Origin of the sequence: Pseudomonas sp. GL-R-19 (assembly GCF_019956375.1) — a bacterium.
Taxonomy (GTDB): Bacteria; Pseudomonadota; Gammaproteobacteria; order Pseudomonadales; family Pseudomonadaceae; genus Aquipseudomonas.
The window spans coordinates 88,266-102,521 of the sequence record NZ_JAHBDJ010000088.1; the positions used below are offsets into that span (position 1 = coordinate 88,266).

The window sequence follows — 14,256 nt, forward strand, 5'->3', positions numbered from 1 at the left end:
ACATGAAATGGAAGAGGAGTCGCCGCCATTTTTGTAGGACAAGCGCAATGTCGGCGATACTGCCCTTCAAGGTCCTACGTGACCAACGAAAATTCCTAAGACATCCTTTAGCAGGACTAAACGATGAGTCGTCAATTGCACGCCCAGACCTATGTCTGGTTGAACGTGTTTGCCTGTGCCGCGCGGCACCTGTCGTTCACCCGCTGCGCCGAAGAGCTGCACATCACACCGGGAGCCGTCAGCCAGCAGATCCGTCAGCTGGAAGAACGCCTGGGTTTTCGCCTGTTTCACCGCCGTGCCCGCGGAGTCGAGCTGAGCGCCGAGGGCCAGCGCCTGGCCGTTACCGTCAACGAGGCCTTCGGCAGCATCGACGCGGAATTGCGGCGACTGGATGCGGGCATGATCAGCGGGATTCTGCGGGTACGTTCGATTCCGTCGTTCCTGAGCAAATGGCTGACGCCGCGCCTGCCGCGATTGCAGCAGCGTTTTCCGGATATTCAGTTGCGCCTGGTAGCCGAGGACAGCAGCGTGCCGTTGCATGAAGGCGACTTCGATCTGGCGATCGACCTGAACGACGGCAGCTACCCCGGTCTGTTATCCACAGCCTTGCTCGATGAGCAGATTTTTCCGGTGTGCGCGCCGAGCCTGTTGCGCGGTCGTCCGCCGCTGCACGGTCCGGCAGACCTGATGCACTTTCCCTTGCTGCACGACATCACCGCCTGGCGCGGCAGCTATGAGTACGCGGAATGGGAGTTTTACCTCAACGCCATCGGCTTCGAGGGGGCGGATGTGCGACGCGGGCATACCTTCAATCGCAATCACCTGACGATCGAAGCGGCCATCGCCGGGATGGGGGTGGCGATTGCCCGACGGACACTGCTCAACGATGAGCTGGAGCGTGGGGCGTTGATCGTGCCGTTCGGCCTGGCGGTGCCCAATCACAAGCGCTACATGCTGCTTTACGCACCAGGGGCGTTGAGCCATCCCGGCGTGCGTGCGGTACATGACTGGCTGGTGGAAGAGGCGGGGATTTTTCGCAGCCTGCACCCGTTGGGGGAGCGGCAGATGTAAGGAATTTTGACCGGTAAGCAGGGCGACCCAACTCCCGACAGTAACAGTGCTTTTGCTCATTGTCCGGTTTTTTTTGCGTATGAATATTTATCTTTTTTCAGGGGTTGAATTGTTCAGCGTACAGACCGATTGTGTAAGCAAGAGGTCACGGTGATGACGCCCAAGGGCTTAGCTGACCGGCCTCTCGCGAGCTAGCTGAAATAAGGGATGAACTATGCAAATCCAAGTCAATAGCGATAACCATATTCAAGGCAGTAAACGACTGGAGGAGTGGGTACGTACGACCATTGAGAGCACGCTCGAACGCTACGAAGAGGACCTGACACGGGTCGAGGTTCACTTGCGGGACGAGAACGGCGACAAGCCGGGTCCCCACGACATGCGCTGCCAACTGGAGGCGCGGCCAAAAGGCCATCAACCGGTTTCCGTCACCCATAAAGCCTCCACCATGGAGCAGGCTATCGACGGTGCAGCCGTCAAACTTGAACATGCGCTGGAGCATATGTTCGGCAAATTGCGCGGCAAACGCGCCAATGTGGTGCCCATCGAGAGTGGCGCCCATGCCGACCATCTACTGGAAGAAGAGTTTCTTGAGAACGAACAGGCAGCGCTTAACGGCTGACACCTGATTCACTTTTTTACCTTCCCATGAAAACGGGCCTGCATTGCAGGCCCGTTTTGTTTTCGGTGGCTTTTGGATTCCATGGGGCATGGGCTGATCCTTTTGCATTTGAGAATATTTATCATTAATATTGCGGCCTTGCCGGCCCCCCCCCCTGACGCTGTCGTGGCCTCCCCCGGTTTTCAGGTCGAAACATGAACGATGATCACTCTGCCCCCTGACCCCCACGATATCGAACGCGACGAACAGCGCGTCGACCGTGCGCATTTTCTCCAGGTGTTTCTCTCCCGGCGTTCACAAATGGAGGCGCTGGTGAGCCGGCGCGTCGGTTGCCGGGCGACGGCGGCCGACCTGGTGCAGGACTTGTTCCTGCGTTTCTGGCGGCGGCCGCTGGTGCAGGTCGAGGAGCTCGGCACTTATCTGCTGCGCTGCGCCGGCAATATCGCCATCGACCATTTGCGCAGTGAAGGCACGCGGGTCCGGGCCAGCGAAGGCTTGATGGTGGAACCACCGGACAGCCATGGCAGCGGACCGCAAGCGGCGCTGGAGGCGGGCAACGATTTGCGCCACGTTGAAGCGGCGTTGCGCGCATTACCGGAGCGCACGCGGCAGATCTTTTTGCTCAATCGCATTCATGGCCGCAAGTATGCCGAGATCGCCAAGGCCATGGGTTTGTCCCAAAGTGCCGTGGAAAAACATATGATGCGCGCCCTCGAAGCCTGCAAGGCCAGCCTTCGGGAACCAGAATCGCGTACGCCAGGGAAAGCACCGTGAACCACTTCGAACGCGTCATTCCGACGCCCGCTCAGGAGCAGGCCGCGTTGACCTGGCTGAGCCTGTTGCATGACCAGCCCAGCAGTGGTGACCAGGCGACGTTCAGCCAGTGGTTGCAAGCCGACCCCGCCCATGCCGAGGCGTATGCCCAGGCGCAAGTGCTGTGGGAGTTGAGCGAAGTGCCGGCGCGCACCCTCGCCCATGAAGACGCCTTTGCCTTGCAGGGGTATCTCAATGCCATGGACAAGTCACGACGCAGCAGGGTCGGGCGCTGGTCCGGTGTGCTGGCGATGGCCGCGTGCCTGCTGTTGATGATCAGTCTCGGCACAGGCTGGCAGCCGATGCGCTGGATTGATGACCTGGGGGCGGACTACGTCTCGGCGCCAGGAGAGATCCGCACCGTCACCCTGGCGGATCAGTCGCAGGTGACACTGGATGCCGATAGCGCCATCGCCGTGGATTTCAGTCGCGGTGAGCGGCATGTGCAACTGCGCCGCGGCGCCGGATTTTTCAGCGTCACCCATAACGGCGAGCCATTTGTGGTGGATGCCGAGAAGGGGCAGACGCGGGTCCTGGGTACGCAGTTCGAAGTCCGTTTGCAGCCCCGCGGTGCACAGGTCACGGTGCTGTCGGGACGGGTTGGCGTGACGGCGGACCAGAGCACCAAACAGCAAATTCTCGCCGCTGGCCAGCAAGTGGCCTACGGCGAAGGCACAGCAGAAAAACTCCACGCCGTGGACAGCGAAGCGCAGTTGGCATGGCGCCAGGGCTGGCTCAATTACTACAAAGCGACGTTGGCCGATGTGGTGCTGGATTTGGGGCGCTATTACCCAGGACGGATCGTGCTGCTCAATGATGAACTGGCGGCACGCCGGGTCAGTGGCAGCTTTCCGAGCAGGAACCCGCAGGCGGTGTTGAGTTCGTTGCAGGGAGTGTTGGGGTTTGAGCAGCATCAGGTTTTGGGGCAGCTGATTATTTTGCGTTAAAGCTGCTGGCCCCTTCGTCGGATCGCCGCCCGGAGCAAGCCCGCTCCTACAGTGATTTGTGGTGTTTGCGAAATTTGCATTGGACCCTGTGGGAGCGGGCTTGCCCGCGAAGGGGTCAGTTCAAACACCACATCACCTTGAATAAAAATATTTTCAAACTTTTGCTGAGGTAAACCCGACTGGCATTCGTGTAGTGACTGAAACTGCGAGTCATTCGCATCCGTTGCGGTTCTACACAGGTCATGAGTCATGAAGTCCAGGGCAAAATCGGGGTCGGTCAAACAATGGTTGGGTGTGTCTGCGTTGATCTTTTCGGCATTGGCGTTGTTGCCGCTGAGCGTGGCGCTGGCCGCTGAGGCCGGCAACAGCCAGCAACTCGCGCAGTTCAGTTTTTCCCTGGCCGCCAAACCGCTGCCCCAGGCCTTGAGTGATTTCAGCCGGGTGACCGGTATCAGTGTCGTCTACACCGATGAAGCGCCGTACGGCCTCAATGCGCCGGCGGTCAATGGCCAGATGAGCGCCGAACAGGCCTTGCAACGTCTGCTCAGCGGTTCGGGTTTGAGCTTCCGCCGCACCGACGGCCACACCATGGCCCTGGAACCGAAGCCCACCGAAGGCGCGTTGAACCTGGGCGCGACCACCATTACCTCGGTGATGGATGAGTCCATGAGTTACCAGCCGCCACCGACTTCTTCGGTGATGCGCTCCTCGGCCCCGATTCAGGAAATCCCGCAGACCATCAATGTCGTCCCGGCCCAGGTCATTCGCGACCAGGCGCCGCGCAATCTCGATGACGCCCTGGCCAATGTCAGCGGCATCACCCAGGCCAACACCCTTGGCAGCACCCAGGACTCGGTGATGGTCCGCGGCTTTGGCGACAACCGTAACGGCTCGATCATGCGCGATGGCATGCCGATCGTGCAGGGTCGTGGTCTCAACGCCAGCGTCGACCGGGTCGAAGTGCTCAAGGGGCCTGCCTCGTTGCTCTATGGCATCCAGGATCCGGGCGGCGTGGTCAACATGGTCAGCAAGAAGCCCGAGCTTGAGCAGTACAACGCCTTGACCGTGCGCGGTTCCAGCTATGGCGACGGCAAGAACGGCAGCGGCGGCAGACTCGACAGCACCGGTGCCCTCGGCGATTCCGGGCTGGCCTACCGCATGGTACTGGACTACGAAGACGAAGATTACTGGCGCAACTTCGGTGTGCATCGCGAGAGCCTCATCGCACCGTCGCTGGCCTGGTACGGCGAAAGCACCAAGCTGTTGTTCGCCTATGAGCACCGCGAATTCCTCACGCCGTTCGACCGTGGCACGCTGATCGATCCACGGACCAACCATCCACTGGACATCTCGCGCAACGAGCGTCTCGACGAGCCGTTCAACAACATGCAAGGGCGTTCGGACCTCTATCACTTCGAGGCCGATCACGAGCTCAACGACAACTGGAAGGCCCATTTCGGCTACAGCTGGAACCGCGAAACCTACGACGCCAGCCAGGTGCGCGTGACTGCAATCGACACCAATAAGGGCACCCTGACCCGCAGCATGGACGGCACCCGGAATGCGATCAGCACCGACCGCTTCACCACCGCCAGCCTCGAAGGCAACGTGGATGTGTTCGGCATGCAGCATGACCTGCTGTTCGGCGTCGATGACGAATACCGCAAGATTTTCCGCGAAGACCTGATCCGCCAGAAAAGCCGCACCACGTTCAGCTACGTGAACCCGATCTATGGCCAGGAAGTGCCGGGTACCACTGTCAGCGCCGCCGACAGCGCGCAGACCGATGAACTGCGTAGCGATTCGGTGTTCCTGCAGGATTCCATCCACCTCAACGACCAATGGATTCTGGTGGCCGGCGCGCGCTTCCAGGCGTACGACCAGTACGCCGGCAAAGGCGTGCCGTTCCACGCCAACACCGACGGCAACGGGCAGAAGTGGGTGCCGCGCGTGGGTCTTGTGTACAAATACACCGATGCCTTGTCGTTCTACGGCAGCTACACCGAGTCGTTCAAACCCAACTCGACCATCGCACCGTTGAGCGGCAGCAGCACCGTGCTTGACGGCGGCATCGCGCCGGAAGAAGCCAAGTCCTGGGAGCTGGGTGCCAAGCTCGATCTGCCGGGCCGCGTCACTGGCAACATCGCGCTGTTCGACATCAAGAAACGCAACGTGCTGGTGGCCAACGCCGAAGGCCCGACGACGATTTACAGTGCCGCCGGCGAAGTGCGTTCCCGTGGCTTGGAAGTGGACTTGAGCGGTCAGCTGACCGATCGCTGGAGCATGATCGGCAGCTACGCCTACACCGATGCCGAAGTCACCGAAGACCCTGTTTACAAGGGCAATCAACTGCAAAACGTGGCAAAGAACAGCGGCTCGCTGTCGGCCGTCTATGACTTCGGCACCATCGTCGGCGGCGACCAACTGCGGGTCGGCGCCGGGGCGCGTTATGTGGGGGAGCGCGCGGGCAACGCGGTGAACGATTTCGACCTGCCGGGCTACACCGTGGCCGACGCGTTCGCCACCTACGACACCAAAGTCGAAGGGCAGAAGGTCAAGTTCCAGCTCAACGTGAAGAACCTGTTTGACCGTACTTACTACACCTCGGCGGCGAGTCGGTTCTTTGTGTCGATGGGGGATTCGCGGCAGGTGACGTTGTCGAGCACCTTGGAGTTCTGACCATAGACCGCGTCATCGTTCATCGTCGGAACGCCGCCTGGAGCCGGCAATTGAAGCGCCGAATATCCCGCGCCTAGCGCAAAAGCGCCTGTCGATACTCGCCGGGCGTCCCGCCAAGTGACTGGCGAAACCGGTTGGTGAAATGGCTGGCACTGGAAAAACCACAAGCCAGCGCAATCTCCCCCAGTGGCTGCGAGGTCGCGCGCAGCAACTCCTGCGCCCGGTTCAGGCGTCGTGCCAGCACATACTGGTGGGGTGGCAAGCCGAAGCTTTCGCGGAACATCCGCGCGAAATGGTATTCGGACAACGCGCACAACGCCGCCAACTGACCGAGACTGATGGCCTCGTCCGGATGGCTGTCGATGTACTCCACCAGATGTCGGCGCTGATGCGCGGCCAACCCACCTTTAAGGCGCAGGCCGTGCCGGGCATTCACCTGGCTGAGCAGGGCATGGCTGAGCAGTTCGTGGGCCAGGCTGCTGGTGAGCAGGCGCTCGCCCGGCTCGTCCCAGTTCAGGGTGATCAATTGTCGAAAGCGCAGCGCCTGCTGCGGATCATCGAGAAAGGTCTGCTCGCGCAGTTGCATTTCCCGTGGCTCGCGATCGAGCAGGGTGACGCAACCGAGGGCAAATTGTTCGGGGCTGAAATACAGGTGCGCCAGGCGAATATCGCCATTGATCACCCAGCCTGACTGGTGGTCGGCCGGCAGGATGCACAGTTTATCCGGCCCCCCTTTGTTGCCGGGCTGGTCGCGGCGAAAGGTGCCGGTGCCGCCGGCGATGTAACAGGACAACGTGTGGTGGCTGGGCGCTTCGTATTCCTGTGCATCGTGGTGATTGCTCCACAAGGCTGCAGACAAGCCGTCACCGAGCTCGGCGCTGTGCTCGAGGCGAGCATTCGGCGAGCGGTTGAGGGCTTGAAAGACTTGTAGGGTATCCAGTGCAGCCATGATCGTTGCTCTCTAACACCTGCATCCAACGCCCTGCATCCTACTCCGTAGAGGCGTGCCTGCCAGCCTGTCGCCAGACAAAAGCGCAAGTTTATGCAAGTGCGCCTGGACGTGACGCCGGACACTGGGCACCTATCGAGGAGCCTTTGTCATGAACCTTTCTTTGTACTTGCTGACTGTGCTGATATGGGGCACCACCTGGATTGCCTTGAAATGGCAACTCGGCGTGGTGGCCATTCCCGTGTCGATCGTCTATCGCTTCGGTCTCGCTGCGCTGATGCTGTTCGTGATCCTGCTGCTCAGCCGACGCTTGCAAGTGATGAACCGTCGCGGGCACCTGATCTGCCTGGCCCAGGGATTGTGCCTGTTCTGCGTCAACTTCATGTGCTTCCTCACCGCGAGCCAGTGGATCCCCAGCGGCCTGGTGGCTGTGGTGTTTTCCACCGCGACCCTGTGGAATGTCCTCAACGCGCGGGTGTTCTTCGGTCAGAAAATCGCCCGCAATGTGCTGATGGGCGGCGCGCTGGGCCTGCTTGGGCTGGGCCTGTTGTTCTGGCCGGAATTGGCCGGGCATACCGCCAGCCCGCAAACCCTGCTCGGTCTCGGTCTGGCCCTGTGCGGCACCTTGTGTTTCTCGGCGGGCAACATGCTCTCGAGCCTGCAACAGAAGGCCGGGCTCAAACCGCTGACCACCAATGCCTGGGGCATGGCTTACGGGGCGGCGATGCTCTCGGTGTGGTGTCTGGTCAAGGGCATTCCCTTCGACATGGAAATGAGCGCGCGTTACATCGGGTCACTGTTGTACCTGGTGATTCCGGGGTCGGTGATCGGTTTCACCGCCTACTTGACGCTGGTCGGCCGCATGGGGCCTGAGCGGGCTGCGTACTGCACGGTGCTATTTCCGGTGGTAGCGCTCAACGTGTCAGCGTTCGCCGAAGGCTATCAATGGACGGTGCCGGCGCTGTTGGGGCTGGTGTTGGTGATGTCGGGGAACGTACTGGTGTTTCGCAAACCCAAGGCGCCGCAAGTGCTGGGCACCGGCAAGCTGGCTTGAGGGGGCGAGTGCTGAGTGACTCAGCGCTCGATTTTCATCGCGATGTATATCAAGAGCGGAAAGATGAAATCAATAATATACCGAGACCTGTCCTGGTAGTTCCAGGTTTTCGACTCGTCCATGTTGAACCACTCGGCACCGATTACTTGAAAACCAACGTAATACAGAAAAAGGGCGATCAGTAATCCTATAAGTGCAGGTTTTTTAGCTTCGTGAAATTGTTCGCGGTTGGAGTTGATGTTTTTGTAAAGGTAATAGGTTCCAAGTAGGCAGCATAGGGTGTAGACCACTTCAAGTGTAATGATCAGCCAGTAAATGCGGTGGTGCAGTATGGTTGAAGTGATAGCCCTGTGTCTGTATTTGTGTTGATCATTGGTGGTGTCCATGCTCAGGATATGGGCAATGTATTCATAGTTGGTCGAGTAATCCGTGAAGTGGTTGTGTAGCATCAGCAATCCAAAGAGGCTAATAAATAGCATCAGTGTGGCTTTGCTGAGTCGAATGACTTGACTTGTTGTGAGTCTGTTCAAATTAGTGAGCCTCTTTATTGTTCCCCGTGGTGTCTGGGCAAGTAAGAGAGTCTATAGCTTGGTATCATTGTTTGGTTGTTGACTGAATTGCAGGGTGTGTATTCAGAGAGTTGTTTAATAAGTTGAGAGTGACTTTTTTGTTTCAAACGGGCAGGCGCTTGTCACGTCTGCCCGTTTTGCGTTAACCCTTCCAGACTTGCGGGTTGACCAGGTCCTGCGGCCGCTCGCCCAGCAGGGCACTGCGCAAGTTGGCCAGGGCACGGTTGGCCATGGCATCGCGGGTCTCATGGGTGGCCGAGCCGATGTGCGGCAAGGTCACGGCATTTTTCAGCTGGAACAGTGGCGACTCGGCCAGCGGTTCTTTTTCGTACACGTCCAGCCCTGCACCCCGAATACGGTTGTTTTGCAACGCGTCGATCAGCGCCGGTTCATCCACCACCGGACCACGGGAAATGTTCACCAGAATGGCACTTGGCTTCATCAGCGCCAGTTCACGATGGCTGATCAAGTGTTTGGTTTTCTCGCTGAGCGGCACCACCAGGCAGACGAAATCAGCTTCGACCAGCAATTGGTCGAGGCTGCGTAACTGTGCGCCGAGTTCCTGTTCCAGTTCGGTCTTGCGGCTGTTACCGCTGTAGATGACCGGCATGTTGAAGCCCAGGCGGCCACGCCGGGCAATGGCGGCACCGATGTTGCCCATGCCGACAATGCCCAATGTCTTGCCATGCACATCACAACCGAACAACGACGCACCGATGCTGGCTTGCCATTGCCCGGCCTTGGTCCAGGCATCCAGTTCGGCGACGCGGCGGGCACTGCTCATCAACAGTGCAAACGCCAGGTCGGCGGTGCTTTCGGTGAGCACATCCGGCGTGTTGGTCAGCATGATCCCGCGTTCGTTGAAGTAGGCCAGGTCGTAGTTGTCGTAGCCCACGGAGACGCTGGAGACCACTTCCAGCCTGGCGGCGTTTTCCAACTGGGCGCGGCCGAGTTTGCGACCGACGCCGATCAGGCCGTGGGCGTGGGGCAGGGCTTCATTGAATTGGGCGTTGATGTCGCCGTTTTTCGGATTCGGCACGATGACATCGAAGTCTTGTTGCAGGCGTTCGACCATTTCCGGGGTGACGCGGCTGAAGGCCAGGACAGTCTTTTTCATGGGAGGTGGGCTCGTCGGGCGGTGAAGAATGATGAGCACGCTAACATTCTTCGCGGGATTTGTGCGAGTCGTCAGGCGGTCAATGCAAGCTTGCAGCTTGCGGTGCTTCATCCAGCTATACTGCCGCACTTCTTATACTGTGGCATGCGGCTCGCTTACCGGGCCCGACACTTCATGCACCACCCGGAGCTTTCATGACTTCCCCGAAACAACCGCCGGTCGCCGACGCCTTGAGCGATGTGCAGGCAGAGCTGCCAGACAGCGTCGACTCCAACGCCGACAGCGAAACCAAAGCCGAAATCCCGGCCTTCAAGTTCCCGTTCAAACCGGGCGAACTGGCGGCCGCCAAGGGCTCCAACCAGCCGTGGTACAAGAACGGCGCCAAGAACGGCCACACCAAGACACCGGGCATGGCGCCGCCGGGAACTCGTCGATCGATGGGTAAGCGTTAAGGTTCAGGCATTTTCAGTCGCCCGTATTCCTTGCTGTAAGTCAGAGCGTTCTTACACCGGTTGGCGATTCGCCCTCTGGGAATGTCGAAGGCCATTCGTCGAGGATTCATTTCCATGAATCTTGATGAAGGTTTTCTCATGCGTCTGCTCAAGTTTTTCTCTGCACCCCTGATAGTGCTTCTGGCCGCGGGTTGTACGACAGCTGTCGTCGATCCACAGATCCGTTTCGGTGTCGAGCCGCTTGTACCGCCGTTTGAATTCCGTAACGAGAATGGCGAACTGCAAGGGCTCAATATCGAGTTGGGCAATGCGCTGTGTGCCGAACTCAAGTCCCGTTGTGTCTGGGTTGAGCAGGATTACGCCACCAACATCGATGCGCTCGAAGGTGGTCGTTTCGACGCAATCATGCCGATGACAGCCACATCGTTGCGTCGCGAGCGTGTCGATTTCACCGAAAACCTGTATCCCCTGAGCAGCAGGTTGGTGGCTCCCAAGGGGGCGAATCTGCAACCCGATGCTCAATCGCTCCGGGGCAAGCGTGTCGGCGTGCTGGCCGGTACCAGTCGCGAGGCGTTCGCCAAGGCGCGTTGGGCGCAGGCGGGGGTGACAGTACGCAGCTTCAACCTCAACGATCAATTGGTCGCCAGCCTGCTGGCGGGAGAGCTGGATGCGACTTTGCAAGACTCGATCGAGATTACCTACGCGCTATTGAGTAAACCGCAGGGGCAAGGTTTTGACTTCGCCGGCCCGGCGATCAGCGATCCCATGCTGGGCAGCGGCGTGGCCATGGCGGTTCGCAAAAACGACACCCGGCTGCGCAATAACCTGAATGCTGCTCTTGAGCGGTTGAAACAAAATGGTCAGCTGCAAGCAATTACCCAGCGCTACTTGCCGACGCCGGCTCTCGAGGTTCCTCGGTACTTTCCGGCGGATCGGTTACCCGCTCGTACGACATTCGCTGGCAAGCTTGTACTGGACGCAGGGGTGGAAGTGGAGTGTCTGGCGGTCACGACGCTTTAAATCTTTACCTGTCTGAAGGCGCGTGCGCAGCTCGCGAAGCTGCGCACCTGACCTCTCAAGCCGTGCGCAACGAAATGAACGCAAAGTTCGTCGGCGCATCCACCGCCACTTGCGCCCCGGCCGCAACAATCTGCTCGGCGATATCGTCCCCCGACGCATGAAACAGCCACTCACTGCCCCACTGCGGCAACATTTGCCCGGTCAGTTCGTCGATGATCCTGGCGAACTCCGCCATATCCGGAAGATAAGCGGTAAACCCGTCACCCTTCAGGGCCGTCGTGCGAATCCCCAGCAACGCACAAATCGCATCCTTCATCAGAATGTCATCACGATCCGCCTGACGGGAGCGCTGGATCAATTCCGACAATTCCCGGTCGACCAACTCACCACCTACAATCAGGTCCGGTCCTTTTTCCCACGACTCAGGCGGACATTCCTTCACGGCGGTGTTCAATGGTATGTGCGGATTGATTTCCATCGGATAGATGCGACACACCAACGGCCGGCGTTCGTAGATGCGGCAGCGGTTGTCTTCGTCAAGATTTCGGCAGGGTCCGACATTGTAGGCGGCGAAGGTGATCGCCACGTACGCGTCGGATTCGCCGCTGCGCACCGCCACCGAACGGCGTTCGGCGTGCTCCCGTTGTTGCACCGGCAGGCCCAGGCCGTTGTCCAGAAACGCTTCCACCAGCACGATCACCTGACCACCGTCGGCTGCCCACATCCGGGTCTCGCTCAGGGTCAGGGGCACATGGTGGTCGTTGCAGCATTTGCCGCAGCTTACACAGGAAAACGTTGTATTCATCGAGCGTTCGTTCGCATTACAGGGCATGAAACGGCGACAGAATGCCGCCACAAAAGCCGCTATCGAAGCAAATTATGTGCCACTCAGTTGGCCTCGCCGGCCGGGCGGATGGAGTCCCATTCGGTGACGTCCGCGGTTTTGCTCTTTTTGTTGTAGAGACACAATTCAGTGCCTTGCGCGCCTTTCATGTGTTTTTGCGGGTACTGGCCCTGAAGCAGCAGCGCGGTATAGCCGACCCGGTCATCGAACTGCGCGGCGTTGCCGACGGGTTTGCTGTCCTTCAGGCTGCTGGCTTTGGTGCAGCTGGCGAGTACGGCTTTGTCGTAGGTTGCCCAGGCGTCGGGGCTGGAGGCGTGGGCCTGGACGGTAAGGGCGGTGAGACAGAGCAGAATCAGGGGCGCAGCTTTCATGGTTCAGGCTTCCTTGGGCTGAGTGGCCAAGGCAGGAGTATGCCTGAAGGTTTTGTGGTGGTTGTGCCGGCCTCTTCGCTGGCAAGCCAGCTCCTACAGTGACCGAGCCGATTACAAAACATGTGTTGGGCGCGATTCCTGTAGGAGCTGGCTCGCCAGCGAAGGCGGCATGTCAGAGCGGAACCGGCTCCCGGCGGACTGCGTGCATCCCGACGCTTTCATACAAGCGCCGCGCCCGAAGGTTGTCTTCCAGTACCTTCAGGTCCACGAAGCCTTCACGCCGCTGCTGGAATACCGTGAACGCTTGCAACAGCAAGGCACGCCCCAATCCACGGCCCTGAAACCGCGGATGCACCACCAGGTTCTTGATGTAGGCACTGGTCCAGCACTGACACACACCCACCACACCTTCGGCATCCTGGGCAATGAAGCACAGGGCCGGGTCATATTCCGGATCGGTTTCGAACTGCCGTTGCCACATGTCCAGCGTGGCTACGCGCCCACCGCCGTCGAGATAACCGAGCTCCATCAGCCGGTGCACGGCGGCGCCCAGTTCGGGGCGGTATTCGCTCAGTTGCAGGCCGACCGGCCAATCGGGGGGCGGCACGACTACAGTGAGGTCGCGTCGCATCAGCCAGCAGTAATCTTCGGTCAACACTCAATAACCCTGTTCGGCGACAGCCTTGGCCGCGGTGATCAGGCACTGGGTCAATTCTGGCGAAGAGAATTTGGTCAGCACCGCGTTCGCCCCCGCCAGTCGAGCTTTCTCTGCGTTCATCGCACTGTCCAGCGAGGTGTGCAGCAGTACATAAAGATGCGCGAAATCCGGGGTTTCCCGCAGGGTGCGGGTGAAAGCGTAGCCGTCCATCTCCGACATTTCGATGTCCGAGACGATCAGGTTGATCTGCTGCGCGGTGCCTTGCAGGTCCAGCAGGCAGTCGATGGCTTCCTTGGCGCTGCGGGCCGTATGGCATTGCAGGCCGAGGTTGCGCAGGGTGTGCACCGATTGCTGCAAGGCGACCTGGCTGTCATCGACCACCAGGATGCGCGCGTTGCCGAGCAGTTCGGCGTCTTCCATGCTCAGTTCGGTCGGCGCCATTTCGATTTGGGCCGGGGCGATGCCGTGGATGACTTTTTCGATGTCCAGCACCTGAACCAGGATGCCATCGACCGACGTCACGCCGGTGATGTAGGCGCGCAAACCACCGGAGCCGAAGGGCGGCGGGCGGATGTCGGTGGTCAGGCAATGGACGATCTTGCTCACGGCCTGCACGTGCAGGCCCTGCTTGGAGCGGCTGACGTCGGTGACGATCAGGCAGCCGCCGTTCGGGTCTTCCAGCGGGCGCTCGCCAATCGCGCGGCTGAGGTCGATCACCGACAACGAGGCACCGCGCAGGGTGGCGATGCCTTTGACGTGGGGGTGCGACTCCGGCAGCCGGGTCAGTGGCGGGCAGGGAATGATTTCACTGACCTTGAGCAGGTTGATCGCCATCAGCTTGCCGCTGCGCAAGGTAAACAGCAGAAGCGAAAGCGAGTCTGCGCGGGCTTTGGTGGAGGACATAGGAACCTTCTCTGGAAAAAGGTGACGGGCAATCCCGGGATCGCCAATGACTTCGATGCCGGGTTATCGACTTGTCGGGGGCAGGCTTTAGCATTTGCGTTGAATGTCAGGCCGCCTTCGCGAGCAGGCTCGCTCCCACAGGGATTATCGCTGCCTTTGTGGGAGCGAGCCTGCTCGCGAAGGGGCC

15 protein-coding genes are annotated in these 14,256 nt (G+C 59.7%); 8 read left to right on the forward strand and 7 right to left on the reverse strand.

Features of this window, described 5'->3' with window-relative positions; all coding sequences use genetic code 11:
• The first annotated feature begins 123 nt into the window (after window positions 1-123).
• From KGA83_RS28300 to KGA83_RS28320, 5 genes are all read left to right on the forward strand, one after another.
• Entirely contained in the window at window positions 124-1,071 is a 948-nt protein-coding gene (locus tag KGA83_RS28300) for a LysR substrate-binding domain-containing protein (RefSeq protein WP_108218256.1), read from the forward strand.
• A gap of 214 nt (window positions 1,072-1,285) precedes the next feature.
• On the forward strand, window positions 1,286-1,693 hold the full coding sequence (locus KGA83_RS28305; protein ID WP_108218257.1) for an HPF/RaiA family ribosome-associated protein: 408 nt from the start codon (window positions 1,286-1,288) through the stop codon (window positions 1,691-1,693).
• A gap of 201 nt (window positions 1,694-1,894) precedes the next feature.
• Window positions 1,895-2,467, forward strand: a complete 573-nt coding sequence (locus tag KGA83_RS28310) for an RNA polymerase sigma factor (RefSeq protein WP_108218258.1) — start codon at window positions 1,895-1,897, stop codon at window positions 2,465-2,467.
• Window positions 2,464-3,453, forward strand: coding sequence for a FecR family protein (locus KGA83_RS28315; RefSeq protein WP_223531402.1), 990 nt, complete (start codon window positions 2,464-2,466; stop codon window positions 3,451-3,453). The genes KGA83_RS28310 and KGA83_RS28315 overlap by 4 nt, the downstream gene beginning before the upstream one ends.
• Window positions 3,454-3,702: 249 nt before the next feature.
• Window positions 3,703-6,132 carry a TonB-dependent siderophore receptor gene (locus KGA83_RS28320; RefSeq protein WP_223531403.1) on the forward strand — a complete coding sequence of 810 codons (2,430 nt, stop codon included), beginning with the start codon at window positions 3,703-3,705 and terminating at the stop codon, window positions 6,130-6,132.
• A gap of 73 nt (window positions 6,133-6,205) precedes the next feature.
• On the opposite strand, the gene KGA83_RS28325 is transcribed toward KGA83_RS28320, so the two are convergent.
• Window positions 6,206-7,081 carry a helix-turn-helix domain-containing protein gene (locus KGA83_RS28325; protein WP_223531404.1) on the reverse strand — a complete coding sequence of 292 codons (876 nt, stop codon included), beginning with the start codon at window positions 7,079-7,081 and terminating at the stop codon, window positions 6,206-6,208.
• Window positions 7,082-7,232: 151 nt separating this feature from the next.
• On the opposite strand from KGA83_RS28325, the gene KGA83_RS28330 reads away from it, so the two are divergent.
• Window positions 7,233-8,135, forward strand: coding sequence for a DMT family transporter (locus KGA83_RS28330; protein WP_108218262.1), 903 nt, complete (start codon window positions 7,233-7,235; stop codon window positions 8,133-8,135).
• 20 nt (window positions 8,136-8,155) lie between these two features.
• Here KGA83_RS28330 and KGA83_RS28335 read toward each other — a convergent pair whose 3' ends face one another.
• Both KGA83_RS28335 and KGA83_RS28340 read right to left on the reverse strand, forming a co-directional pair.
• Window positions 8,156-8,665: a DUF2165 family protein gene (locus KGA83_RS28335; RefSeq protein ID WP_115948070.1), complete on the reverse strand. Its 510-nt coding sequence runs from the start codon at window positions 8,663-8,665 to the stop codon at window positions 8,156-8,158.
• A 181-nt stretch (window positions 8,666-8,846) separates the two neighbouring features.
• Entirely contained in the window at window positions 8,847-9,821 is a 975-nt protein-coding gene (locus tag KGA83_RS28340; RefSeq protein ID WP_115948069.1) for a 2-hydroxyacid dehydrogenase, read from the reverse strand.
• Window positions 9,822-10,015: 194 nt separating this feature from the next.
• Between KGA83_RS28340 and KGA83_RS28345 the strand changes: the two genes are divergently transcribed.
• Together KGA83_RS28345 and KGA83_RS28350 are read left to right on the forward strand one after the other, a co-directional pair.
• Complete coding sequence (locus tag KGA83_RS28345) at window positions 10,016-10,273, forward strand: hypothetical protein (RefSeq protein ID WP_108218265.1); 258 nt, start codon at window positions 10,016-10,018, stop codon at window positions 10,271-10,273.
• A 138-nt stretch (window positions 10,274-10,411) separates the two neighbouring features.
• Window positions 10,412-11,293 (forward strand): transporter substrate-binding domain-containing protein, encoded by an 882-nt coding sequence (locus KGA83_RS28350; RefSeq protein WP_108218331.1) that lies wholly within the window; start codon window positions 10,412-10,414, stop codon window positions 11,291-11,293.
• A 55-nt stretch (window positions 11,294-11,348) separates the two neighbouring features.
• Here KGA83_RS28350 and KGA83_RS28355 read toward each other — a convergent pair whose 3' ends face one another.
• From KGA83_RS28355 to KGA83_RS28370, 4 genes are all read right to left on the reverse strand, one after another.
• A complete protein-coding gene (locus KGA83_RS28355) occupies window positions 11,349-12,098 on the reverse strand; it encodes a YkgJ family cysteine cluster protein (RefSeq protein WP_108218266.1) in 750 nt (249 codons plus the stop codon).
• 83 nt (window positions 12,099-12,181) lie between these two features.
• Window positions 12,182-12,508 carry a hypothetical protein gene (locus KGA83_RS28360; RefSeq protein WP_223531405.1) on the reverse strand — a complete coding sequence of 109 codons (327 nt, stop codon included), beginning with the start codon at window positions 12,506-12,508 and terminating at the stop codon, window positions 12,182-12,184.
• A gap of 172 nt (window positions 12,509-12,680) precedes the next feature.
• Window positions 12,681-13,139: a GNAT family N-acetyltransferase gene (locus KGA83_RS28365; protein WP_108218332.1), complete on the reverse strand. Its 459-nt coding sequence runs from the start codon at window positions 13,137-13,139 to the stop codon at window positions 12,681-12,683.
• Between the two features lie 27 nt (window positions 13,140-13,166).
• A complete protein-coding gene (locus KGA83_RS28370) occupies window positions 13,167-14,069 on the reverse strand; it encodes a chemotaxis protein CheV (protein ID WP_108218268.1) in 903 nt (300 codons plus the stop codon).
• Window positions 14,070-14,256: the final 187 nt, after the last annotated feature.

Coding starts and splice junctions, on each gene's coding strand:
- KGA83_RS28300 (WP_108218256.1), top strand. CDS start 124: ATGAGTCGTCAATTGCACGCCCAGACCTATGTCTGGTTGAACGTGTTT.
- KGA83_RS28305 (WP_108218257.1), top strand. CDS start 1,286: ATGCAAATCCAAGTCAATAGCGATAACCATATTCAAGGCAGTAAACGA.
- KGA83_RS28310 (WP_108218258.1), top strand. CDS start 1,895: ATGATCACTCTGCCCCCTGACCCCCACGATATCGAACGCGACGAACAG.
- KGA83_RS28320 (WP_223531403.1), top strand. CDS start 3,703: ATGAAGTCCAGGGCAAAATCGGGGTCGGTCAAACAATGGTTGGGTGTG.
- KGA83_RS28325 (WP_223531404.1), bottom strand. CDS start 7,081: ATGGCTGCACTGGATACCCTACAAGTCTTTCAAGCCCTCAACCGCTCG.
- KGA83_RS28330 (WP_108218262.1), top strand. CDS start 7,233: ATGAACCTTTCTTTGTACTTGCTGACTGTGCTGATATGGGGCACCACC.
- KGA83_RS28340 (WP_115948069.1), bottom strand. CDS start 9,821: ATGAAAAAGACTGTCCTGGCCTTCAGCCGCGTCACCCCGGAAATGGTC.
- KGA83_RS28345 (WP_108218265.1), top strand. CDS start 10,016: ATGACTTCCCCGAAACAACCGCCGGTCGCCGACGCCTTGAGCGATGTG.
- KGA83_RS28350 (WP_108218331.1), top strand. CDS start 10,412: ATGCGTCTGCTCAAGTTTTTCTCTGCACCCCTGATAGTGCTTCTGGCC.
- KGA83_RS28355 (WP_108218266.1), bottom strand. CDS start 12,098: ATGAATACAACGTTTTCCTGTGTAAGCTGCGGCAAATGCTGCAACGAC.
- KGA83_RS28360 (WP_223531405.1), bottom strand. CDS start 12,508: ATGAAAGCTGCGCCCCTGATTCTGCTCTGTCTCACCGCCCTTACCGTC.
- KGA83_RS28365 (WP_108218332.1), bottom strand. CDS start 13,139: ATGCGACGCGACCTCACTGTAGTCGTGCCGCCCCCCGATTGGCCGGTC.
- KGA83_RS28370 (WP_108218268.1), bottom strand. CDS start 14,069: ATGTCCTCCACCAAAGCCCGCGCAGACTCGCTTTCGCTTCTGCTGTTT.